The organism is Nonomuraea endophytica, assembly GCF_014203235.1.
Classification (GTDB): domain Bacteria; phylum Actinomycetota; class Actinomycetes; order Streptosporangiales; family Streptosporangiaceae; genus Nonomuraea; species Nonomuraea endophytica.
Genome location: NZ_JACHIN010000001.1, coordinates 346980 through 369684 on the forward strand (window position 1 = coordinate 346980; position 22705 = coordinate 369684).

Here is a 22705-nt window from a genome sequence, read left to right on the forward strand (position 1 = left end):
CTGAGGAAGGGGGGTCCGTGGCCGTAAACGACTCGCCGATCAAGGTGCCGATGGAGGACACCGAGTTCGACGGCGCCACGCTCGACATGCTCCGCGACACGCTGAGCAAGAACAATCCCGAGCTGCTGAAGCACGCGGCCGCGGAGCTCTCCTCGGCGAAGAAGCGGCTGGACAACCTGATCGAGGTCATCGACAGGAACCTTGTCGCGCTCGACAAGTCCTGGTCGGCCGGCGAGGACGCCACGACGGTCAAGGCCCAGTTGCGCAGGCTCAAGGAGTCCGCGCAGAACATCTCGACGGCCATCGCCGTCGAATCCGGCGGTCAGCCGCACGGGGTGGCGCCCGCGCTGGTCTCGCAGGCCGTCGTGCTGACCGCGATGAGCGGCAAGAGCGTGCCCAAGGACCCGGGCAGTGACATCTCCTTCCTGGAGGCCGCCTTCGAAGGCGGCGCGGCCGGCACCGCCGTGGGCGCGGGAGTCGGGTTCTTCGCCGGCGGCGTCGGCGCGGTCCCCGGAGCCGTGATCGGCGCGGTCACCGGCACGATCCTGGGCGGCATCACCTCGCTGTTCTCCGACACCCCCTTCGCCAACCTCTTCGGCGAGTCCAAGGAGGAGAAGGAGCGCAAGCTGGCGAAGCAGCACATCGACAAGCTGAGCGAGATCACCAAGATCAACAATGAGCTGTTCCCCGTCTCGCTCAGGACGGACACGCCGGAGTTCACGATCAACCCCAAGGTTCCCGAGCTGACCCCCTACAACGGGAAGCTCCCGAACGGCGGCGGCCTGCCCGGCGGCGCGAACATCGGCTTCGACCCCAACGCGCTCAACGGCGTCGACCCGAACCTCAACGGCGACCTGAACGCCGGCAAGCCGGGCGAACTGCCGGGCTACAACCCGTTCGACCCGACGAGCAAGCTGCCTGGCGACGGCAACCTCAACGGCTCCGGCCTGCCCGGCATGAACGGCTCCGGACTCGACGGAGACGGCCTCAACGGCAACGGGCCCGGCAACGGAACCGGCGACGGCGGCGACCTCAACGGCGGCGCACCGGACGGGAAGCTACCGGGCACCCCCGGCTTCGACCCCAACGCGCTCAGCGCCCCCAACGGCCCCGACACGACCCTGGCCTCGTACAACCCCGAGCTGTCCGCCTACAACAACACCGGCGGCCCGGCCACGACGTACGGCAACGCCAACGTGGGCAACGGCACCTTCAGCGGCACGGGCGGAGGTCCCGGCAACGGCAACGGCGCGATGGGGGCCATGCGCGCGTACGGCGGCGCGGGTTCGATGACGCCGATGATGCCCATGACCGGCGCGGGCAACAAGGGTGACGAGGAGGAGCGGGAGCGCAGCACCTGGCTGCTCGAGGACGACGACGTGTTCTCCAGCGACCAGAAGACCACCATCCCGCTGATCAACGACAAGTCGAAGGGCAAGGCATGAGGCCCCCGGACGACTGGGGCCAGGCGCCCCCTTCGCTGGAACTCACCCCCAACTGGCCGGGGTTGGACGGGTACGGCGACCACGACGGCCCGCACATCGACCACACGCGCGTCAAGCAGATTCTCAAGGTGCTCAGGGAGGATCTGGGCGCGCTGAAGGGCAAGGCGGGCGAGCTGAGCGCGGGGGGAAGCGGCACCCCCTCGGACCTCAAGACCGCGGGCTACATCGGCCCGGAGCAGACCGGCAAGTGGGACGTCGCCAACTACTTCGGCCAGAACGCCACGCAGGCGCACGAGGTGCTCAACGGCAAGTACCTGATGCTCATCGACCATGTCGAGAAGCTGGTCGAAGGCATCGAGAAGGCTGTGCAGAACTATGAAAAAGGCCATCGGGACAGCAGTGCTTAGGATCGGCAATGGCTGAGAACAAGGGCTGGGAGCCCATCCGGATCTACGACTACCTGGGCGAGCTCGAAGAGAAGACGCTGACCAGGGACGAGATCGACCGGCTGCTCCAGGCGACCGACCCGGACAAGGTCGCCGCCGCGGGGCAGGCGTTCCTGACCGCGATGGAGCTGGTCGGGCCGCCCGACGGCAACCCCAACGCGGCGGAGGAGGGCCTCAAGGGCGCCCTGACCCGTGCGGCCACGGAGCTGGCGAAGGTGTGGCGCGACGACGGCGCGACGACCGCGCAGAACACCCTGCGCGCGCTGCACGCCACCGCGGGCGCGATCGGCGACGCCATGATGCACACGGCGGCGCCTTTGTCCGCCTACGCGCACACGCTGCGCCAGTACCGCACCACGATGCCCTCAAGCACGACGCCGGAGAAGACTGGCGAGGTCGGCGGCACGACGGGCGACCCGGCGACGAACACTCCGAAGACGCCGGACGAGGCCGCGCGGGCGCATCTCAAGGCGCTCAACGACGAGATCATCACCTACAACGGGCAGTTCGCCGACGGACTGGCCTTCGACTTCCCGGCCATCGCGCCGATCGAGGTGGCCACCCAGAAGGCGCCCAACGTCGACCCGAGCGGCAGCTCCAACGTGCCCACCGGCAAGGACGGGACGTGGCAGGGCGGCAACGACGGCACGGGCGGCACCGGAGGGACTGGAGGCACCGGGGGCACCGGGGGCACCGGGAACGACGGCGTCCAGAAGCCCGGCGACCAGAACCCCGGTGACAACAAGCCCGGCCCTGAGGACAAGACGCCGGGCGACGACAAGCCCGGAGACAACAACCCTGGAGACGAGAAGCCCGGGGACGACAAGCCCGGAGACCAGAACCCTGGCGACCAGAACCCCGGAGACCAGAAGCCGGGTGACGACAAGCCCGGGGACCAGAAGCCCGGTCAGGACCAGGAAAGCGTGCCCCCGGTGATCGGCGCGGACCCGCAGACCGAGCTGTCCGACTTCCAGAACAACCCGACGGGCAACCCGCCCGGCACCCCGCCCACGACCACCACGAACACCCCGACGCCCACGCCGTACAACCCGACGGCCACGGGCAACCCGTTCACCCCGACGGGCGTGATCACCAACGGGCAGCCGCCGCCCGGCACGGGCTACGGCACCGGCGCGACGGGTGGTCCGGGCGCGGCGCCGGCGGTCCTTCGCGGCGGTACGCCCGGCACCGGTTCACCGTTCATGCCCTTCATGCCGGCGGCAGGAGGCGCGGAGAGCGGCGGCTCGGAGCGCGAGCGGGACATCTACGACCCGGAGGGCGACGTCTGGGCCGTTCCGCACCAGATCAGCCCCACCCGCATCGACGGAGCCTGAGGCGGGGCCGGGCTCCAGGGCGGACTGCTCACATCTCCATGCGGTCGCGGATCTTGTCGAGTTCGCCCATCGCGTCCTCGTAGACGCGGTTGTAGGCGGACTCGGCGGAGCGCATGTCGGCGAGCATGCCTTCGGGGTCGTCGACATACCTCATCGGGTTCTGGTCGCCGAACACGGCGTCCATGGCCTCGGTGACCTTGCGCTGGAGGTCGGCGGCCGCGTCGGCCATCACGAGCTTGATCAGGTCGGCGAGTTCCGCGGAGCTCAGCCGCATCGCCTTGGGGTGGAGCTTGAGCTCGCGCAGGCCGGCGCTGCCGTACTCGACGTAGACGAGGCCGTGCTCGTCCTCCCCGCGCCCGATGAGCTCGCCCAGGGTCTGCTGGAGCTCCCCCACGCGGGCGAACTGCCGCTCGTTCGACCGCAGGACCTTGTCCAGGTCTTCGGCCCGGAACTCCCCTTCTTCCATGAAGCCCCTCCAAAGCCAGCCAAAAAGGATCAAACGCTCGGAGCAGCCTGCCCGAAAGGTTTACGGCTTGTCCAGCGGCACCGGCACCTGCTTGGGCTCGATCCAGTCGAAGTGCTCGTGCCCGTCCGGCATCGCGCCCGGCTTGGGCGGCGCCTTGAACGAGGGGTACTTGGCCGAGTCGAAGGTGATGCTGGTGAAGTCGATGGCCGCCTGGCCGCCGGGGATCACGTAGCCGAACTGGTGCCGCTTCTTCACGACGGTCGTGATCACTTCGCCCGCGGACTTCAGCGTGGACGACAGCAGCATCGTCAGGATCGCGGTGGTCGCGTTCACGCCGAGCGTCACGAACTTCTCCAGGAGCATCCCGGCCACCACGGTGTTGGGCAGCGCCTGCAGCCGCTTGGCGAAGATCAGCAGGGCCACGGCGGCGACGCCCAGGTTGGCCATCCGCAGCCAGAAGCCGCGGTAACTGGCCGCCACCTCGTCGATCATGCCGCCGATGTCGCCGAGGGTGGAGCGCAGGGCGCCGATCTCGCGATGGAAGATCCACAGGACCCGCTCGAACTCCTCGCGGTCGCGGGCGATCCAGCCGTCCTTGGAGGTGCTGATGAGCTGGGGCAGGAGCTGCTTGATGCCGTCGTCCAGGCGGGCGGCGACGCCGTTCTTCCAGTTGCTGGCGGCCTGGGCCATGCCGGGCTCGTTGGCGATCATGCCGGCGGAGATGACGATCGCGGGCGTCAGGCCGAGCCCGATCTTGCCGACCCGCTTCAGGAAGGTGTGCACCCGCTGGCCGAACGACTCAACGGCCGCGGCCGACGAGGCGGGCGCGGCGGCGGCCGGCGCGGCCGCGGGGGCACCGGCCGGAGTGGCAGCCGGGGCACCGGCCGGAGTGACGGGAGGGGTGGCCGCCGGAGTGACGGGAGGGGTGGCGGGCGCGGCCGGCGGCGGCGCGGCCGGAACCGGCTGGCCGGGCGGCGGGCCGGTGGGCTTCGGCGGGGGTGGGACGCTCATCAGCGGTACCTGACCTTGCTGGCGTCCTCGGCGGTACGCCAGTTGCGCCTGGCCAGCTCCAGTCCGGAGGACCAGCCGTCGACCGTGCCCCGGGCCTCGCCGAGCGTCGAGTCGGCCCAGTCGCGCAGGTCCTCGTACGCGCCGCCCATGATCAGTCCGCCGAGCGGCCCGAAGCCGATCCCGTCCACCCGCGTGGTCTCGACCAGGTCGCGGACGAAGGTGACCGCTCCCGCGAGCTCGTTGTCGACCCGGGAACGCAGGTGGGCGATGGCCGAGGAGGTCACGTAGACCTCCTGCTGGGGCAGGGCAGCGAGGCCGTTGACCGACGAGTTAGTAGCCACAAATCCGGATTCTTGCCGACATTTAGCGCCATCCCTGCCGATAGCGCCGTTTTTCATGATCGGTTCAGCGGGGCGTCAGGCGCCGCTCGCCATTGGTTAACCCGCCGCCGGTGGCCTTCCCCTCATGGAGTACAGCGAACACGACCTCGACGACCTGGTCCGCGCCAGCGAGCGCGGCATGCGCGAACTGCTCGACGCCATGGAAGGGCTGAAGGACACCTCGGGCACCGGCGAGAGCCGCAGCGGCATGATCAGCGCCGCCGTCGGCCACGATGGCCGGATCCGCAAGCTCAAGATCGAGGCCCGCGCGATGCGGCTCGACTCCGCCGAGCTGGCCGAGCAGGTGGTCGAGGCCGTCACCGCCGCCCAGGACGACCTCGACCGCGCCACCCGCGCCCTGCTGCCACCCGGCGAGAACGCCGACCCGGCCGACATCATGCGGCAGTTCGAGGACCTCCAGGACGGTTTCGCCCGCGAGAGCGACGCCCGCGTCGACCGCCTCCAGCGCATGCGTACCCGCGACCACGACGGCCGTTTCGACCGCTGACCCACGCGCGGCCCAGAACCCTCAGCCGGACAGCCCCCGGATCCACGAGTACACGTCCAGCACGCCCAGAGCGAGCGGGAAGAGCGCGACGATCAGGATGACGTCCACGATGTCACCGGCCCGGCCCCAGAACGGTGACGGCCGCCCGGTGGGCAGCCAGAGCCCCAGCCCGAGCGCCAGCAGCGCGGCCCAGAGCAGCCCCAGCGCCAGCCCGGCAGCCGCGACCGTCCCCATGCCGGCGCTCATCCCGACGCCCAGGGCGACCAGCCCGGCCACGCCGGTGACCATCAGCCACACGCGCTGCCCGAGCCCGTGGTAGACCCGCGAGCGCAGCAGCAGCGCCAGGCAGAGCACCGCGGCCATCGCCACGGCCATCCACGAGTCCTCCATGACCAGGAGCACGAGCGCCCCGGCGGCGGTCAGCGCGAGGCCGATGATCATTCCGGTGGAGTAGCGGCGGGCCTGACCGGTCCGCTCCAGCACGGCCGCGCTGTCGAGCCGCTGGTTGTCGGCGCGCAGTTCCTCGGCGTTGGTCGGCAGCTCGGGCAGCGGCACCCTGGCCATCTTGAACGACATGCCCGGAACCATCGGGCTGAAGGCGATCAGCAGCGTGACGGCGATCGAGGCCACGCCGGCCGCCGGGACATCGAAGATCATGACGACGGCCGCGCCGATCGCGCCGACGACCGTGGCGACAGCCGTACCCAGGAATCCCGCGACGCCGTCGGAGGTGAGCGCGGCGCCGAGCGTGGCCACCAGCGCGGTGCAGGCGAGCGCGGCGAGCAGCTGCGGCGCGCCGACCACCCCCGAGCTCAGCGCGAACAGACCCCCGAGGAAGGCGTACGGCAGGGCCGTGTAGCCGATCAGCGCGCCCGCGGAGGAGTTGCCCACGGCCCGCGACAACACCGTGCCGACGATCAGCAGCACCAGCGCGAGCATCCCCGACACGACCGCGAGGCTCACCGCGGAGCCGCCGGCCAGCATGAGCGCGGGGGCCCCGAGCGCGAGCAGCCCGGCGGCCACCCCGACGCCCATGGTCTTGGTGTGGCGCTGCTCCCAGCGTCCGGAACCGTCCTTCACGCCGGTGGCCACCACGTCGGCCACGTCGTCGAAGAGGGCGGCGGGCATGGCCGCCTCCCGGGGACGCAGATAGAGGATCTCCCCGTCGAGCACCCCCAAAGCGCCCAGCGACTGCCCGAGGTCGAGCGGCGCGCCGCCCAGGCGCTGCAGCACCCAGCCGGGGTCGGCGGCCGCCTCTCCGCCCGCCTCCCCCAGCGCGCGCAACAGGCCGGGCATCACGTGTGGCAGCGGGATGTCCGCCGGGAGCGCGAGGTCGGCCCTGCGGCGCGGGGCGACGACGGTCACATGGCAAAGGGGTGTCAGCGGGGCCGGGGCCTGCGGCAACGCGCCCTGCTGGACGGGTTGCATCGGCTGTTGCATCGGATGCTGTATCGGCTGATGGGCAAGCGAAGTCACGACCGTTCCTCCTCCAAGGGACAGGCCGAACATATCGGGACATTGCATCTGGTATGAAGGTGATCTGCGACAGGAGGTTTCACCGCAAGTGAGCATCGTTGTAGTACGGCGCCCGGAACGCCGGCCCAGCCCGCAGCCTCCCCGAGGGGAGATTCTGCTGGAATCGCCTCCCGAGATCCCCGAGGTGCAGCCCGCAGGGCTGATGGGCATGCTCACCTGGGTGCCGATGCTCGCCGGCGGCGCGGCGATGGGGCTCATGTTCACCGCCGGCGGCAACGCCAGCCCGCTCATGTACGTTGCCAGCGGCCTGTTCGCCGTCTCGATGCTGGGCATGTCCATCGGCCAGATGGGCCGCAACGCCGGCGAGCGCAAGAACCGCCTCAACGGCCTGCGCCGCGACTACTTCCGCTACCTGGCCCAGATCCGCCGCAAGGTCCGCAAGGCCGCCGTCCAGCAGCGCGAGGCGCTCGAATGGAGCGGCCCTTCGCCCGACTCGCTGTGGTGGGTGGCCATGGGACCGCGCCTGTGGGAACGCCGTCCGCGCGACGACGACTTCGGCACGGTACGGCTCGGCACCGGCGTCCAGAAGCTGGCCGTGCAGCTCGTCCCGCCGGACTCCAAGCCCGTCGAGGACCTCGACGCGCTGTCGGCCGGAGCGCTGCGCAGGTTCGTCCGCGCCCACTCCACGGTCTCGCAGCTCCCGGTCGCCGTCGCGCTCAACTCCTTCGCCCGCATCCACCTCAGCGGCGACCCGGTGGCCGTCCGCGAGCTGGTCAGGGCGGTCATCGCGCAGCTCGCCGTCTTCCACTCCCCCGACGACATGCGGGTCATGGTCTGCGCCGGCCAGGAGTGGATGCCGCACTGGGAATGGGTGAAGTGGATGCCCCACGCCCTCCACCCGGAGGCGCGCGACGGGGCCGGCCAGGTCCGGCTGATCACCGACAACATGGGCGAACTCGACCAGATGGTGGGCGACGAGCTCAAGGAGCGGGCCAGGTTCCGGGCCGGGGGCGCCGCGGACGCGCTGCCGTACCACGTCGTGATCGTGGACGGCGGGATCGTGCCGCACGACTCCCAGCTCGGCACCGACGCCATCCAGGGCGTCACCGTGATCGACCTGTCGGAGTCCACGGGCGTGGTCGAGGAGCGCAGCATGCTCCGCCTGGACGTGCAGGCTGACGGGTTCCACATGGTCAAGATCGACCACGCGGGCAAGCGCTCCACCACGCGGCTCGGCGACCCTGACGCGCTCGACTTCATGCGGGCCGAGGGCCTGGCCCGCCAGCTGGCGCCGCTGCGCGCCTCGGCCGTGTCCGGCGGCGGCGAGGCCCAGGACGTGCTGGGCGTCAACACCTCGCTGACCGACCTGCTCGGCGTCGGCGACCCCAGCAGGCTGCACCCCGCCGTGACCTGGCAGCCGCGCGCGGGCCGCAACCGGCTGCGGGTGCCGATCGGGCTCGGCGCCGACGGCCGCGTGGTCGAGCTGGACATCAAGGAGTCCGCGCAGGGCGGCATGGGCCCGCACGGCCTGGTCATCGGCGCGACCGGCTCCGGCAAGTCGGAGCTGCTGCGCACGCTGGTGCTCGGCCTCGCGATCACGCACTCGTCGGAGATCCTCAACTTCGTCCTCGTCGACTTCAAGGGCGGCGCGACCTTCCTCGGCCTGGAGAACCTGAAGCACGTCTCCGCGGTCATCACCAACCTTGAGGACGAGCTGCCGCTGGTCGACCGTATGCACGACGCGCTGCACGGCGAGATGGTGCGCCGCCAGGAGCTGCTGCGCTCGGCGGGCAACTACGCCTCGCTGCGCGACTACGAGCGCGCCCGCGAGCAGGGCGCCGACCTCCAGCCGATGCCCACGCTGTTCGTCGTGCTGGACGAGTTCAGCGAGCTGCTGTCGGCCAAGCCGGAGTTCATCGACCTGTTCGTCATGATCGGCCGCCTCGGCCGCTCGCTCGGCGTGCACCTGCTGCTGGCCTCGCAGCGCCTGGAAGAGGGACGGCTGCGCGGCCTGGACACCCACCTGTCCTACCGGATCGGCCTGCGGACCTTCTCGGCGATGGAGAGCCGGGTGGTCCTGGGCGTGGCCGACGCGTACGAGCTGCCGTCCGCGCCCGGCAACGGCTACCTGAAGTTCGACACGACCGGAATGACCCGCTTCAAGGCCGCCTACGTCTCCGGCGCCTACGTCGCCGACCCCTCCGGCGCCGTCACCTCCGACGGCCGCGCGCCCTCCCACCAGATCTTCGAGTACGGCACCGCCTTCGTCCCCCTCCCGGAAGAGGACGAGCCGCCCGCGCCGGAGCCGAACGAGGAGGACCAGCAGGAGGAACCCGCCGGCGGCGGCCAGAACAGCCTCCTGGACGTCGTCGTGGACCGCCTGTCGGAGCACGGCCCGGTCGCGCACCGCATCTGGCTGCCGCCGCTGGCCGAGCCGGCCACGCTGGCGCACCTGCTGCCGCCGCTGACGGTCACCCCCGAGCTCGGCCTGTCCCCCGCCGGCTGGCCGGGCAGGGGCAAGCTGCACGCCGTCGTCGGCATCATCGACAAGCCCTTCGAGCAGCGCCGCGACCCGCTCTGGCTGGACCTGTCCGGCGGCGGCGGCCACGTCGGCCTGGCCGGCGGCACCCAGAGCGGCAAGAGCACGGCGCTGCGCACGCTGGTGGCGGGCATGGCGCTCATGCACACGCCCCGCGAGGTGCAGTTCTACTGCCTGGACTTCGGCGGCGGCTCGCTGGCGTCCCTGGAGGGCCTGCCGCACGTGGGCGGCGTCGCCACCCGCCTGGACGGCGACCGCGTACGCCGCACGGTCGCCGAGATCTCCGCCATCCTGGAGCAGCGCGAGCGCGGCTTCGCCGAACAGGGCATCGAGTCGATCACCGCCTACCGCCGGATGCTGGCGGAGGGCACGATCGAGGGCGACGGCTGGGGCGACGTCTTCCTGCTCGTGGACGGCTGGCTCACGCTGCGCCAGGACTTCGAGGGCCTGGAGCCGACCATCACCGACCTGGCGGCGCGCGGGCTCGGCTACGGCATCCACGTCATCGCCTCGACCAACAAGTGGTCGGAGTTCCGCCCCAGCATCCGCGACCTGTTCGGCACCAGGATCGAGCTCAAGCTCGGCGACTCCTACGAGTCCGAGGTCAACAGGAAGAAGGCCCTGGCGGTGCCCGAGGGCGTCCCGGGCCGCGGCCTCACCAAGGACGGATTCCACTTCCTGTCGGCGCTGCCGCGCATCGACGGCGTGCAGACCCCCGACGACCTGGCCAACGGGGTACGCGGGCTGGTGCAGGCCGTACGCGACGCGTGGAAGGGCCCCCAGGCCCCGGTGGTACGCCTGCTGCCGGCCGTGCTGCCCGTCTCGACGCTGCCCGGCCCCGACCAGGCGGCGCCGCACCAGATCCCGATCGGCATCGACGAGGCGACGCTCCAGCCCGCGCTGCTGGACTTCGACAACGACCCGCACTTCATCGTGCTGGGCGACAACGAGAGCGGCAAGTCGAACCTGCTGCGGCTCGTGGCCGAGAGCCTGGTCGCCAGGCAAACGCCGGCCCAGGCCATGATGATCATGATCGACTACCGCCGGGCGCTGCTCGACGCGGCCGTCGGCGACCACCGCATCGGCTACGCCGCCTCCAGCGCGGCCGCCGCCGAGATCGTCAACGACGCCAAGGGCGCGCTGCTCAGCCGCCTGCCCCCGGCCGACCTCACCCCAGACCAGCTCCGCTCGCGCAGTTGGTGGGCGGGCTCCGACCTCTACATCTTCGTCGACGACTACGACCTGGTGGCCACCTCGTCCAACCCGCTGCTGGGGCTGGTGGACCTGCTGCCGCAGGCCCGCGACATCGGCCTGCACGTGATCATCTCGCGGCAGATGGGCGGCGCCGGCCGGGCCATGTTCGACCCCGTCATCCAGCGGATGAAGGACATGGCCAGCCCCGCGCTCATCATGTCGGGCAGCAAGGACGAGGGCTACCTGTTCAACAACGTACGGGCGCAGCCGCTGCCTCCAGGACGCGGCACCCTCGTCGACAGGAAGTTCGGCACGCGCCTCATCCAGACCGCCTTCCTCACCCCACCGGAGACCGAAGAGTAGGAAATGGCGAACCTCGAGATCCACTACAAGGCGCTCGACGAGTGCCGAACTGCCATCTACAAGGCCAAGAACCAATACGCGGACGTCAGGCTGGAGAACAACGGCGGCAAGGAGCCCACCTACAACAAGGAGGGCACGGTCGAGATCCAGCGCAAGGCCACCCCGGCGGAGGTCGCCGGGCACCTGAAGGACTCCGAATCCCTGGCCAAGATCGTGGACGAGGTCTGGTCGACGCTGATCAACGAGGGTGACCAGGCCAGGAGGAAGCTCCACGACGTCGAGATCGGGCTCAGCGCGGTGGAGCAGAACGTCAAGGACGCGCACAAGGCGACGTCGTGAGCGCGACGCCGGCCGTACCGGAGAGGATCGCCGCGCTCCAGCGCAAGGTCACCGGCGACCCCGCGGCCCTCGACGCCATCGCCAAGTCGTGGCGGGGCATCTCGGACGAGACCGACGACTACGTGGGCTCGCTGGGCCGCGCCGTCAACGTGGTGGACGAGGCCTGGCACGGCCGCTCCGCCGACGCCTTCGTGGAGTACATGCGCAAGTACGGCAAGGCCGGCGAGGGCCTCTACCTGCTGCTGTCCAACGCCGCGTCCTCCCTCGACACGGCGGCGTCCTCGCTGCGCGACGCCAAGTCGGGCGTGGACGGCATCGCCACCAAGCTGACCACCGACATGGCCAACTACCACACGACCTACTTCGCCAACAACAAGGACGCCACCGAGGCGGGTTGCGACGCGGGCACGAAGCCGCTGATCGACCAGGCGGAGATCGACGCCAAGGTGCACGTCGACAAGGCGGAGAAGGACGTGAGCGCCGCCAAGACGGCGATCCGCGGCTTCCTGGACGGCCGGCCGCTCACCTTCGCCGCCATCCCGGAGATCGCCAAGGAGGAGTTCACGCCCGCGAAGGGCCGCACGATCGTCTGGGAGCCCACCGAGGACTACGGCAAGAACGGCGGCGGCTCCGGCGGCCAAGGAGGCGGCGGCGGGCGGAACGTCGGCGGCTACGGCCCCAGTGGCCCGCCGCCCCCCGCGGGCGGCGGCCCGGCGCCGACCGGCAAGGTCAAGGAGTGGATCGACCAGGCCATCGAGATCCTCAAGGCCAACGGCGTGCCGGTCGAGAAGATGAACCCGAACGACATCTGGATGATCATCCAGCACGAGTCGGGCGGCAACCCCCACGCGATCAACCTGTGGGACTCCAACGCCGCCGCCGGGCACCCCTCGAAGGGCCTGATGCAGACGATCGACCCGACGTTCAACTCCCACGCGCTGCCCGGCCACACGAAGATCTACGACCCGGTGGACAACATCATCGCGGGGGTCCGCTACGCGGTCAGCAGGTACGGATCGGTCTCGAACGTGCCCGGCGTGGTCGGCATGAAGACCGGCGCCGGATACAGCGGCTACTAAAAGGAGAAGCGCCCCCCGGTTCCTCCCGGGGGGCGCTTTCGTGTTCGCTAACCGAAGTGTCCGTTATCCACAGTTGGCCCAGCCCGCGCTGGTGCTCGCGGAGCCGGCGCTCCCCGAGAACCGCACGCACTTACCCTTGGCCGGCAGCTTCACCGGACCCGCGTAGTACTCGAAGTTGCCGCTGTCGGTCTTGGACCCGCCGCCCTGAACCTCCAGGGTGGCGCTGACCGGGCTGGCCTTGCCGACGTTGGTGGTCTTCATCGTGACCACGCAGTTCTCACCCGTGCTGTTGTTGTACAGCTGGTAAGTGGTGCCGCCGGCGAACGACTGACTGCGCTGGATGGAGAACCCGCCGCCACAGGCCGCGGTCGGCGTGTGCGGGTTCGGCTTCTCCGGCTCGGGCTTCGGCGGTTCCGGCTTCTGCGTGGGCGTCGGCTTGGGCTTCTCCGGCTCGGGCTTCTGCGTCGGAGTGGGCTTGGGCTCCTCCGTCGGCTTCTGCGTGGGCTTCGGCGTCGGAGTCGGCTTCGGCTCCTCGGTGGTGGGCGTCGGCGTCGGCGTTGGAGTCGGCTTGGGCTCCTCGGTCGGCTTCTGCGTGGGCGTCGGAGTGGGCTTGTCCGACGGCTCCACGGTCTTCGTCACCGTGGCCGTCGGCGACGGCTTGCCCGAGCCCTTGCGCGGCTTCTCCGTCGTCGGCTGAGCCGTGGGCTGCTGCGTGGGCTGCGTGGTGGGTACGGCGGGCACCGTGGGCGCGGCGGTCGGCGTCGGCGGCGAGGTGAGCTCGGGCACCGACGGCGTACCACTGGCCGAGGGCCACTCGGTCGGCAGCACCAGCGGCCCTACGCCGTCGTCGTCCAGCGGCGGCGAGGTGACCGCCCACGGGACGGTGATCGTGGGCTGCGGCTGCTCGGGCTGACCCTGGCCGTCGGCGGGAACACCCGCGGAGGGCACGCCGCCCGTCCCGGTGCCCGAGTCGCCGGCGACCGACGGGATCTTCACCACGTTGTTGCCGCTGGCCGCCGACTGCGCGACGGGCTGGATCTCCGCGTACTGTCCCGCGCCCCACAGCCCGACGCCGGACAGCAGCGCGATGACGCCGAGCCCGGCCACGAGGGCGAGCGGGAAACGCTTGCGCGGACGCTCGGCGCCGACGGCGGCGCCGGTCAGCGGCTCCATCCTGAGCGGCGGCTGCTGCTGGTTCGGGATCTGCGGCGCCCCCCACGAGGGCCCCTGCTGCTGGAACGGCGCCGGCGGAACCACCGGCCCCGGCTGCACCGGCACCCCCTGGACAGGCTGCTCCTGCTGGATCATCGTCTCCGCGTCCGGGCGGACCTCCGGCGGCGGCGGGATCATCCCGCTGGCCGGGCCGGTGTCGCCGAGGAGCTGCAGCAGCGCGGTGTAGGTGGTCGGCCGCTGGTGCACGCCCTTGGCCAGCGCGGCACGGACGACACGGTGCAGCGGCTCGGCGTCGAAGGGCAGGTGCGGCTCGGCGTTGAGCACGGCCTGGCCGTCCTGGCCGAACGGCGGCTCGCCGCTGCCCGCGAAGGCCACGACGGCGCCCCAGGCGAACACGTCGGCGTACGGCCCGTACTGCAGGCCGTTGATCTGCTCCGGCGCCTGGTAGCCGACCTCGCCGACCGGGTCGCCGAGACCGACGTCGGTGACCCTCGGGCCGTCGGCGCCCATGATCACGTTGTGCGGGGTCAGGCTGCGGTGCGCGATGCCCGCCAGGTGCACGGCCGACAGAGCGGTGAGGATGCCGAGCGCGAGCCGTTCGAGCGCGTCCTCGGCCAGCGGGCCGTCCTCGGCCACGGTCGCGGCCAGGCTGCGGCCCTCGACGTGCTCACGGACCAGGTACGGCCGGTCCTCGTGCCAGCCGGAGTCGAGCACACGTGCGATATAGGAGCTCGAGACCCGCTTGGCGGCGGTGAATCGAGCGAGAGCCTCGGGTGTGACCTCGGGCTCGGGCGGCAGCAGCTTGATCGCCCTGATGGGGGCGTCGTCCTCCGCCCGGCCCACATACATGGCCCCGCGAGGCCCCTCACCCAAGAAGCCGATGAGGGTGTACTCGCCGATCTGCGGGGGATCCTCCGGCCGCAAAGGCGTCATTGGCCGTCTCTTTCATGAGTAGTCATGATCGAGACACATTGAACCAAAAAAGTCCCATATGTATCAGTAGTTTCGGTTACGATCCGACATTTCACTGTCAAGACGCCGTAGTGACACTAAACCGGACCGCGGGCCCGCCTCCGGCTCATGGGCATGAAGACCCGGGCGGTGATCACGAGGATCACCAGGAGCGTGGCGACGCCGGCGATGATCCCGGCCTTCGCGATCGCGTCGTGGTCCACCGGCGGCGCCTTGGCCACCGCGTCCCTGCCCATCGGCGCGGGCGGCGGCGGGGCCACCACCGGGGCGTTCACCGGCTCGTACGGCAGCACCATCGTCACCGCCAGCATCGGGTTCACCATGCCGGCGCCGGTGCCCTTGCCGGTGGAGCCCTCCGCGGTGGCGATGACGCGGCGCCGTACCTGCTCCTGGTTGAGGTGGGGGAAACGCGCGCGCACCAGCGCGGCCACCCCCGTCACGTACGGCACCGCGAAGCTCGTGCCGTTGAGATCGGCCTGGTAGGACTTGCCGGGCCAGGTCGCGGTGATCTCCTGGCCGGGGCCGAGCACGGCCACCGGCGTCTTGGAGTTGGAGAAGTCGGAGCGCACGCCCTGCTTGTTGGCCGCGCCGACGGCGAGCACGCCCTCGTAGGCCGCGGGGTAGGCGGCGCTCTCCGTGCGGTCCTCTTTCCTGATGTTGCCCGCCGCGGCGACGATCACCGCGTCCTTGGCCAGCGCGTAGTCGACGGCGGCCTTCAGCGCGGGGTGGTGCTCGGCCTGGATCGAGATGTTGATCACTTCGGCGCCGAGGTCGGCGGCGGCCTTGATGCCCTTCACCAGCAGGCTGAGCTCGCCCTTGCCGTCGTGCGACTGCTTGAACGACATCAGGCTCACGTTCGGCGCCATGCCGTGGAAGGCGACGCCCTTCATGTCGCGGGCGGCGATGATGCCGGCGACGGCGGTGCCGTGGCCCACGCAGTCGCGGTAGCCCTTGCCGGTCAGGTCGGCCTTTCCGGACACCGGAATCTGCGGGTGAGTCAGATCGACGCCGCTGTCGATGACGGCCACCTTGACGCCGTCGCCCCGGGTCAGCGGCCACACCCGCCGCACGTCCATGCGCTGCTGCGCCCACGAGACGCCGGGCTGGAAGTTGCCCTTCTCCGGGTCGCAGTCGTCAGGCGCGGCCTGGGCCGCGGCGGGCGCGGCGAGGAACTGCAGCGCGACCAGGCTGACCAGAAAGGCGCGACCCATCATGGCCGTTCACCCTATCCGGTCCCGCCTTGGAAGACCTGGCCCGGCTTTGGACGGCCTGGCGCGCTTTGCGCGGACTGGCGTGCTTTGCGCGGACTGGCGTGCTTTGGGCGGGCCGGCGGGCTGTGGTTCGGGTTTGGGCGGCCTTCCGGTACGGCTCCGCGGCCCGGGACCGCGGAGCCGTGGCGGGTCAGCGTGTGGCGGACTCGATGTTGCCCCGGTAGGTGTTGATCACCCGGGCCGCTTCCTGGAGTTCCTCGGCCATCCGCTGGAAGGAGGCCCGGTAGGTCTGCCAGGCACCGTTGAAGCGGTCGGCGCCCGGACCCGTCCAGGCCGTGCCCACCTTGGCGGCCTCGCGGTCGAGCGCCGCCATGGTGGCCCGCACCGTCTCCGACTGCTGCGTGAACTGGGTCGCCATCTGCTGCATTTCCGCGGGGTTGCCACCGAGCAGACCCTGACTCATGGTTGCCTCCTGCTGTCGCGACGAGAGAGCGCCCTCACCATAGGCATCAGAGGGGCCCATCGCCCCCAGTTATGCCGAGCGGTTATGGTCTTCCAGAGGATTGTTCTGACCTGGAGGAGCTTCGTCCCCATGCGCGAGGTTGTCGTAACGGGCGGCGGCACCGGGATCGGGTACGCGATCGCCGCCGCGTTCATCGCGCTCGGTGACCGCGTCACGATCACCGGCCGCCGTGAGCACGTACTGAAAGAGGCGGCCCAGCGGCTCGGCGCCGCGCACGTGGCCTTCGACGCCGCCGACCCGGCCGCGGTCAAGGACGCCGAGGCCCACCTGCCCGGCCATGTAGATGTGCTCGTCAACAACGCGGGCGGCAACACCAACCTCGACCGCGAGCCGTCCGGCGAACTCCCCGACGTGGCCGCGGCCTGGTGGGCCAACCTCAACGCCAACCTGCTGTCCGCCGTCCTGGTCACGACCGCGCTGCTGCCGCGCTTCGGCAAGGGCGGGCGGATCATCTCGATCGGCTCCATCGCCGCCCGCGGCACCGGCTCAGGCTCGTACGGCGCGGCGAAGGCGGCCGTCGAGTCGTGGACCGCCGACCTGGCCGCCGAGCTCGGCCCACGCGGCGTCACCGCCAACGTCGTCTCCCCCGGCCTGGTCGTCGACACCGAGTTCTTCCGAGGCCGCCTGACCGAGGACGGCATCAGGGCCAGGGTCAACAACACGCGCAACGGGCGACCCGCCACACCTGCCGACGTGGCCGAGACCGTACTCTTTCTGGCCTCGCCCGGTGCGAGACATCTGACGGGGCAGGTGGTCCACGTCAACGGAGGGGCGTACCTCGGTAGATAAACTCCGTTCCAGCTTGTCGAGGAAGGAAAAGACACCGGTGCACAAGGTTCTCATCGCCAACCGGGGCGAGATCGCCGTACGGGTGGCCCGCGCGTGCAAGGACGCGGGCATCGCCAGCGTCGCCGTCTACGCCGAGCAGGACCTCGACGCCCTTCACGTCAAGACCGCCGACGAGGCCTACGCGCTCGGCGGCCAGTCGCCGGCCGAGACCTACCTCGACATCGCCAAGTTGCTGCGGATCGCCGCCGAGTCGGGCGCCGACGCCGTCCATCCCGGCTACGGCTTCCTGTCCGAGAACGCCGCCTTCGCCCAGGCCGTCATCGACGCCGGGCTGACCTGGATCGGCCCGCCGCCCGCCGCCATCGCGGCGCTGGGCGACAAGGTGCAGGCCAGGCACATCGCCGCCAAGGTGGGCGCGCCGCTGGTCGCCGGCACCAAGGACCCGGTCTCCGGGGTCGAGGAGGTCGTCGCGTTCGCCGAACAGCACGGCCTGCCGATCGCCATCAAGGCCGCGTACGGCGGCGGCGGCCGCGGCATCAAGGTGGCCCGCACGCTGGAGGAGGTCCCCGACCTCTACGAGTCGGCGGTGCGCGAGGCGGTGGCCGCGTTCGGGCGCGGCGAGTGCTTCGTCGAGCGCTACCTCGACCGCCCGCGCCACGTCGAGACCCAGTGCCTGGCCGACACCCACGGCAACGTGGTCGTGGTCAGCACCCGCGACTGCTCGCTCCAGCGCCGCCACCAGAAGCTCGTGGAGGAGGCGCCGGCCCCGTTCCTGTCGGCCGAGCAGGTCGAGACCCTCTACACCAGCTCCAAGGCCATCCTGCGCGAAGCCGGTTACGTCGGCGCGGGCACCTGCGAGTTCCTCGTCGGCCAGGACGGCACGATCTCCTTCCTGGAGGTCAACACCCGGCTCCAGGTCGAGCACCCGGTCACCGAGGAGGTCTCCGGCATCGACCTGGTGCGCGAGATGTTCCGGGTGGCCGACGGCGAGGCGCTCGGCTACGACGACCCGGCGCTGCGCGGGCACTCCTTCGAGTTCCGGATCAACGCCGAGGACGCGGGGCGCAACTTCCTGCCCGCGCCGGGGACGCTGACCGTGCTGCGGGCGCCGTCGGGGCCCGGTGTGCGGCTCGACTCCGGGTACGAGGCGGGGATGACGGTGCCCCAGTCGTTCGACTCGCTGGTGGCCAAGCTGATCGTGACGGGGCGGAGCCGTACCGAGGCGCTGGAGCGCTCGCGCCGGGCGCTGGCGGAGTTCGAGATCGACGGCATGCCGACCGTGCTGCCCTTCCACCGGGCCGTCGTCGAGGACCCGGCCTTCACCGCCGAGCCGTTCGCCGTCCACACCCGGTGGATCGAGACCGAGTTCGACAACACGATCCCGCCCTATTCAGGGGAGATCGCCGCCGGTGAGGCCCCCGTCCGGGAGACGGTGACCGTCGAGGTGGGGGGCAAGCGCCTGGAGGTGGTCCTGCCCGCCGGTCTGGCTACGGCCGGCAGTACGCCCTCGGCGAACACCAAGGCCCCCAAGCGCGGCGCGGGCGGCGCCAAGAAGGCGGCGGCCGGCGGCGACGCGCTCGTCAGCCCGATGCAGGGCACGATCGTCAAGGTCGTGGCCGGGGACGGCGACACGGTGGCGGAGGGCGACACGGTGGTCGTGCTGGAGGCCATGAAGATGGAGCAGCCGCTCACCGCGCACAAGTCGGGCGTCATCACCGGCCTGGCCGCGGCCGTCGGGCAGACGGTCACCTCGGGCGCGACGATCTGCGAGATCAAGGACGCCTGAGGGTTCCGAGCCCGCGCAACGCCCATCCGATGCCCTCCAGCCGGGTAACGTGCGAGATGAGGAACTTTCCCGACCGCCCGTTCGTCCTGAAGGGCGAAGGAGGCTAGCTGCCCATGACCCACTCGCTGCGCCGAGCGGGGGCCGCGACCGCGGCTCTGATCGCCGGTCTACTCGCTGTATTCGCGCTGTCCCCCGCTGCACACGCCGCGGCGCCGCCTGACGCCCAGACCGTCCTGTCCTATTGGAAGGACAAGAAGGATCCGCTCTTCGTGGAGAACGGCTCCGCGTTGACATCCGACCAGCAGTCGGAGATCCGGTCCGCCTTGAAGGACTCCAAGAGCGACATCTACGTCGCGGCGCTGCCCGATGGCTCGGTCACCGACGTGAAGACCTACCTGACCACCCTGGGCAACGCGACGGCCGCGGCGAAGAACAACGCCCGCGTGACCGTCGCCGTGCTCGACGGCAAGACCCTGTTCGCCGGATCGAACTTCGGCCGTAACCAGACTGGTCAGATCGCGACCCTGTCGACGCGCAACAACTCCGACATCGCCGCTGGCATGACGGAGTTCGTCAACCGGATCAACCTGCTGGCCGAGGGCAAGAGCAAGTCCGCGCTGTCGTCCGGTTCGCCCAGCAGTGGCGGCAGCGGCACCGGCGCGCTGATCGGTCTCGGCGCCATCGCCCTGGTGGGTGGCGGCGGCTACTTCCTCTACTCCAAGAACAAGAAGAAGAAGCTCGCCGAGAAGCAGGCCAAGGAACTCGCGATGGTCAAGACGACCGTCGACGAGGACGTCACCAAGTTCGGTGAGGAGATCACCTCGCTCGACACCGACGTCACCCTCGCGGGTGAGGGCGGCCAGCACATCGACGAGTGGCAGCACGCGCTCGACTCCTACGAGAAGGCCAAGACCCAGCTGGCCACGATCGAGCGGTCCGACCAGATCCGCGAGGTCACCCAGACGCTGGAGGACGGCCGCTACTCGCTGGCCGTCGTCAAGGCCAAGGTCAGCAACCAGCCGGTGCCCGAGCGCCGCGCGCCCTGTTTCTTCAACCCGCAGCACGGCCCGTCCGTCCGCGACGTCACCTGGGCTCCGCCCGGCGGCGCGGTGCGCGAAGTGCCGGCCTGCGCACAGGACGCCGAGGCGGTCGAGCGCGGCTTCGATCCGCAGATGCGCGAGGTCATGGTCGACGGCCAGCGCCGTCCGTACTATGACGCGGGCCCGGCCTACCAGCCGTACGCCTACGGCTACTACGGCGGCTTCGGCGACATCATGACCGGCATGTTCATCGGCACGATGATGGGCAGCATGATGGGCGGCTGGGGCATGGGCGGCTACGGCGCGGGCTACTCCGACGCCGGCGCGGGCGGCGACTTCGGTGGCGGCGGAAGCGACTTCGGCGGCGGCGACAGCGGCGGCGGCTGGGGCGACTTCGGCGGCGGCGATTTCGGCGGCGGCGACTGGTAACTCATCTAGTCTCATCTGATAAACACTGCGGGCGCGTCCTCTTGGAGGACGCGCCCGTTGTGTTGAGAGCCTTGTCGCGGTTGCGGGTGTTGAAAGCCTTCCAGCGGTTGCGAGTGTTGACGGCCTTTTAGCGGTTACGGCAAGCCGCCCCCACGCCACCCGCCGACCCGCGCTGGCGCCGATCGTGGGGGTCGCTTCTCACGTCGGACAAACGCGCCGCCGATACGGCCCACCTCGACCGGGTAAGAGGTAAGACCCGGCGAGCCGGTCAGATGCCTATTGCCGCTTCTGGTTGCATGAGGCGGCGGGCTGCCTCGGTGATGCTGCCGGACAGGGATGGGTAGACGGCGAAGGTGTGGGCCAGTTGGTCTACTGTCAGGCGCTGCTGGACCGCTACCGAGACCGCCAGGATCAGTTCTGAGGCTCTGGGGGCCACTACTACGCCGCCCAGGACTATTCCGGTGTGGGGGCGGCAGAAGAGTTTGACGAAGCCGTCGTTGAAGCCCGACATCTTGGCTCGGGCGTTGGTTGCCAGGGGGAGCTTGACGACGTTGGCTTCGATCTCGCCTGCTTCGATCGAGCGCTGGGCCACGCCGACCGCGGCGATCTCCGGGTCGGTGAAGATGTTGGAGGCCACCGTCGCGAGGCGGAGGGGCTGGACGGCCTCGCCCAGCGCGTGCCAGACGGCGATCCGGCCCTGCATCGCGGCCACCGAGGCCAGCATGAGCACGCCGGTGCAGTCGCCCGCGGCGTAGACTCCCGGCGCTGAGGTGCGGGAGACCTTGTCGACCTTGATGAAGCCGTTGCGGTCGAGCTGGACGCCGGCCTCGGCCAGGCCGATGCCGGTGGTGTTGGGGACCATGCCGACCGTCATCAGCGCGTGCGAGCCCTCGGCCACGCGGCCGTCCTCCAACGTGACCAGGACGCCGTCCGCAGTGCGCGTCACCGAGGCGGCCCGGGAGCGGCCCATGACGTTCATGCCGCGCCTGCGGTAGACCTCCTCCAGCACCTCGGCGCCGTCGGCGTCCTCGTTGGGCATCATGCGGTCGCGGCTGGAGACGAGCGTGACCTCGCAGCCCAGGGAGCGGTAGGCGCCGGCGAACTCGGCGCCGGTGACGCCGGAGCCGATGACGATCAGGTGCTCGGGCAGCTCGTCGAGGTCGTAAAGCTGGCGCCAGGTGAGGATGCGCTCGCCGTCGGGCTCGGCGCCGGGCAGGATGCGCGGGGTCGCGCCGGTGGCCACGAGGACCACGTCCGCCCTGATCGTGCGCTCGCCCGCCTTGACGACCTGCGGGTCCACGAGGCGGCCGTGCGCCTTGATGATCTCGACGCCCTCGGCGGCCACCCTGGTCTCGATGTCCATGGACTGCGCCTGGGCCAGCTCCTTCACCCGCTTGTTGACCAGCGGCAGATCGACCTGCGCGACCCCGGCGTCACCGTCGAGCCCGCCGGAGAAGGAGACGCCGAGCGACGGCGCGTCCATGAGGGCCTGCTTGCGGACCGAGGTGGCGATGAGCGTCTTGGACGGCACGCAGTCGGTGAGCACGCAGGCGCCGCCTGGACCGTCCTGCTCGACCATCGTGACCTCCGCGCCAAGTTGCGCGGCTACCAGCGCCGCCTCGTAGCCGCCTGGTCCGCCACCGATGATCACGATCCTAGTCACGTGTCCCATTCTTCCGCATGTCCTGAGCAGCAGGCGAACGGGGCGGGGGCCGGGGCGCTAGTCTTAGCTGCTGTGCCTGTCTACGCCGCATACGGCAGCAACCTGGACCCCGGGCAGATGGCCTTGCGGGCGCCGCATTCTCCAGTCCGGAGCGCGGGCTGGCTGCAGGGCTGGCGCCTGACGTTCGGTGGCCCCGAGGCGCTGGCCACGATCGTCGAGGATCCCGACGAGCACGTCTTCGTGGTGCTCTACGACGTGCCCGAGTTCGACGAAGACTCGCTCGACCAGTGGGAGGGCGCGGCGCGCGGCGTCTACCACAAGGTGCGGCTGCGGGTGCAGACGCTGGAGGGCGAGCTGGTCGCCTGGTTCTACGTCCTCGACGCCTATGAGGGCGGCCTTCCGCCGGCCCGCTATCTCGGCTTCCTGGCCGACGCCGCCGAGAAGGCCGGCGCGCCGGACGACTACGTGAAGGAACTGCGCGGCCGTCCCTGCACGTCTCTCTGACCCCGCCCGCGACACGCCCGGGCGCGCGTGAACAC

At 70.6% G+C, this 22705-nt stretch carries 19 protein-coding genes; 11 read left to right on the forward strand and 8 right to left on the reverse strand.

Annotated features, from left to right (window positions below; genetic code table 11):
- The first annotated feature begins 17 nt into the window (after positions 1-17).
- The 3 genes from HNR40_RS01565 to HNR40_RS01575 are packed head-to-tail and all read left to right on the forward strand — an operon-like array spanning position 18 to position 3225.
- Positions 18-1445 (forward strand): WXG100 family type VII secretion target, encoded by a 1428-nt coding sequence (locus tag HNR40_RS01565; protein ID WP_184957845.1) that lies wholly within the window; start codon positions 18-20, stop codon positions 1443-1445.
- Entirely contained in the window at positions 1442-1852 is a 411-nt protein-coding gene (locus tag HNR40_RS01570; protein WP_184957846.1) for a hypothetical protein, read from the forward strand. The genes HNR40_RS01565 and HNR40_RS01570 overlap by 4 nt, the downstream gene beginning before the upstream one ends.
- Before the next feature lie 8 nt (positions 1853-1860).
- Complete coding sequence (locus tag HNR40_RS01575) at positions 1861-3225, forward strand: hypothetical protein (protein ID WP_184957847.1); 1365 nt, start codon at positions 1861-1863, stop codon at positions 3223-3225.
- A 28-nt stretch (positions 3226-3253) separates the two neighbouring features.
- On the opposite strand, the gene HNR40_RS01580 is transcribed toward HNR40_RS01575, so the two are convergent.
- Genes HNR40_RS01580 through HNR40_RS01590 form a run of 3 tightly spaced genes read right to left on the reverse strand, consistent with a single transcriptional unit; the run spans position 3254 to position 5043 of the window.
- On the reverse strand, positions 3254-3691 hold the full coding sequence (locus HNR40_RS01580; protein ID WP_184957848.1) for a YbaB/EbfC family nucleoid-associated protein: 438 nt from the start codon (positions 3689-3691) through the stop codon (positions 3254-3256).
- Positions 3692-3751: 60 nt separating this feature from the next.
- Positions 3752-4702 (reverse strand): hypothetical protein, encoded by a 951-nt coding sequence (locus tag HNR40_RS01585; RefSeq protein WP_184957849.1) that lies wholly within the window; start codon positions 4700-4702, stop codon positions 3752-3754.
- On the reverse strand, positions 4702-5043 hold the full coding sequence (locus HNR40_RS01590) for a hypothetical protein (protein ID WP_184957850.1): 342 nt from the start codon (positions 5041-5043) through the stop codon (positions 4702-4704). Before HNR40_RS01590 ends, HNR40_RS01585 begins: the two co-directional genes overlap by 1 nt.
- A 124-nt stretch (positions 5044-5167) precedes the next feature.
- Between HNR40_RS01590 and HNR40_RS01595 the strand changes: the two genes are divergently transcribed.
- The gene (locus HNR40_RS01595) at positions 5168-5590 is read left to right on the forward strand and encodes a YbaB/EbfC family nucleoid-associated protein (RefSeq protein ID WP_184957851.1); all 423 of its coding nucleotides are present in this window, start codon (positions 5168-5170) and stop codon (positions 5588-5590) included.
- Between the two features lie 21 nt (positions 5591-5611).
- Here the strand turns inward: HNR40_RS01595 and eccD are convergent, their stop codons facing one another.
- On the reverse strand, positions 5612-6955 hold the full coding sequence (eccD, locus tag HNR40_RS01600) for a type VII secretion integral membrane protein EccD (protein WP_312896146.1): 1344 nt from the start codon (positions 6953-6955) through the stop codon (positions 5612-5614).
- Between the two features lie 199 nt (positions 6956-7154).
- Here eccD and eccCa point away from each other — a divergent pair, with 199 nt between their 5' ends.
- Genes eccCa through HNR40_RS57030 form a run of 3 tightly spaced genes read left to right on the forward strand, consistent with a single transcriptional unit; the run spans position 7155 to position 12580 of the window.
- Positions 7155-11162 (forward strand): type VII secretion protein EccCa, encoded by a 4008-nt coding sequence (eccCa, locus tag HNR40_RS01605; RefSeq protein WP_184957853.1) that lies wholly within the window; start codon positions 7155-7157, stop codon positions 11160-11162.
- A gap of 3 nt (positions 11163-11165) precedes the next feature.
- On the forward strand, positions 11166-11501 hold the full coding sequence (locus HNR40_RS01610; RefSeq protein ID WP_184957854.1) for a hypothetical protein: 336 nt from the start codon (positions 11166-11168) through the stop codon (positions 11499-11501).
- Positions 11498-12580: a transglycosylase SLT domain-containing protein gene (locus HNR40_RS57030; protein WP_184957855.1), complete on the forward strand. Its 1083-nt coding sequence runs from the start codon at positions 11498-11500 to the stop codon at positions 12578-12580. Before HNR40_RS01610 ends, HNR40_RS57030 begins: the two co-directional genes overlap by 4 nt.
- A gap of 63 nt (positions 12581-12643) precedes the next feature.
- Here HNR40_RS57030 and HNR40_RS01620 read toward each other — a convergent pair whose 3' ends face one another.
- From HNR40_RS01620 to HNR40_RS01630, 3 genes are all read right to left on the reverse strand, one after another.
- Positions 12644-14686: a serine/threonine protein kinase gene (locus tag HNR40_RS01620; RefSeq protein WP_184957856.1), complete on the reverse strand. Its 2043-nt coding sequence runs from the start codon at positions 14684-14686 to the stop codon at positions 12644-12646.
- 116 nt (positions 14687-14802) lie between these two features.
- Positions 14803-15939, reverse strand: coding sequence for a S8 family serine peptidase (locus HNR40_RS01625; protein WP_184957857.1), 1137 nt, complete (start codon positions 15937-15939; stop codon positions 14803-14805).
- 187 nt (positions 15940-16126) lie between these two features.
- On the reverse strand, positions 16127-16399 hold the full coding sequence (locus HNR40_RS01630; RefSeq protein WP_184957858.1) for a WXG100 family type VII secretion target: 273 nt from the start codon (positions 16397-16399) through the stop codon (positions 16127-16129).
- A gap of 129 nt (positions 16400-16528) precedes the next feature.
- On the opposite strand from HNR40_RS01630, the gene HNR40_RS01635 reads away from it, so the two are divergent.
- From HNR40_RS01635 to HNR40_RS01645, 3 genes are all read left to right on the forward strand, one after another.
- On the forward strand, positions 16529-17248 hold the full coding sequence (locus HNR40_RS01635) for an SDR family NAD(P)-dependent oxidoreductase (protein ID WP_184957859.1): 720 nt from the start codon (positions 16529-16531) through the stop codon (positions 17246-17248).
- Positions 17249-17285: 37 nt separating this feature from the next.
- Complete coding sequence (locus HNR40_RS01640; protein WP_184957860.1) at positions 17286-19034, forward strand: acetyl/propionyl/methylcrotonyl-CoA carboxylase subunit alpha; 1749 nt, start codon at positions 17286-17288, stop codon at positions 19032-19034.
- 113 nt (positions 19035-19147) lie between these two features.
- Positions 19148-20503, forward strand: coding sequence for an LPXTG cell wall anchor domain-containing protein (locus HNR40_RS01645; RefSeq protein ID WP_184957861.1), 1356 nt, complete (start codon positions 19148-19150; stop codon positions 20501-20503).
- Positions 20504-20771: 268 nt separating this feature from the next.
- Here the strand turns inward: HNR40_RS01645 and HNR40_RS01650 are convergent, their stop codons facing one another.
- Positions 20772-22166, reverse strand: a complete 1395-nt coding sequence (locus HNR40_RS01650; protein WP_184957862.1) for an NAD(P)H-quinone dehydrogenase — start codon at positions 22164-22166, stop codon at positions 20772-20774.
- Between the two features lie 72 nt (positions 22167-22238).
- Here HNR40_RS01650 and HNR40_RS01655 point away from each other — a divergent pair, with 72 nt between their 5' ends.
- Positions 22239-22670 (forward strand): gamma-glutamylcyclotransferase family protein, encoded by a 432-nt coding sequence (locus tag HNR40_RS01655; protein ID WP_184957863.1) that lies wholly within the window; start codon positions 22239-22241, stop codon positions 22668-22670.
- Positions 22671-22705 lie beyond the last annotated feature (35 nt).

Bases quoted from the DNA above. Each gene is read 5' to 3' on its own strand.
- HNR40_RS01570 (WP_184957846.1), top strand. From the start codon at position 1,442: ATGAGGCCCCCGGACGACTGGGGCCAGGCGCCCCCTTCGCTGGAACTC.
- HNR40_RS01575 (WP_184957847.1), top strand. From the start codon at position 1,861: ATGGCTGAGAACAAGGGCTGGGAGCCCATCCGGATCTACGACTACCTG.
- HNR40_RS01580 (WP_184957848.1), bottom strand. From the start codon at position 3,691: ATGGAAGAAGGGGAGTTCCGGGCCGAAGACCTGGACAAGGTCCTGCGG.
- HNR40_RS01585 (WP_184957849.1), bottom strand. From the start codon at position 4,702: ATGAGCGTCCCACCCCCGCCGAAGCCCACCGGCCCGCCGCCCGGCCAG.
- HNR40_RS01595 (WP_184957851.1), top strand. From the start codon at position 5,168: ATGGAGTACAGCGAACACGACCTCGACGACCTGGTCCGCGCCAGCGAG.
- HNR40_RS01610 (WP_184957854.1), top strand. From the start codon at position 11,166: ATGGCGAACCTCGAGATCCACTACAAGGCGCTCGACGAGTGCCGAACT.
- HNR40_RS01620 (WP_184957856.1), bottom strand. From the start codon at position 14,686: ATGACGCCTTTGCGGCCGGAGGATCCCCCGCAGATCGGCGAGTACACC.
- HNR40_RS01625 (WP_184957857.1), bottom strand. From the start codon at position 15,939: ATGATGGGTCGCGCCTTTCTGGTCAGCCTGGTCGCGCTGCAGTTCCTC.
- HNR40_RS01630 (WP_184957858.1), bottom strand. From the start codon at position 16,399: ATGAGTCAGGGTCTGCTCGGTGGCAACCCCGCGGAAATGCAGCAGATG.
- HNR40_RS01635 (WP_184957859.1), top strand. From the start codon at position 16,529: ATGCGCGAGGTTGTCGTAACGGGCGGCGGCACCGGGATCGGGTACGCG.
- HNR40_RS01645 (WP_184957861.1), top strand. From the start codon at position 19,148: ATGACCCACTCGCTGCGCCGAGCGGGGGCCGCGACCGCGGCTCTGATC.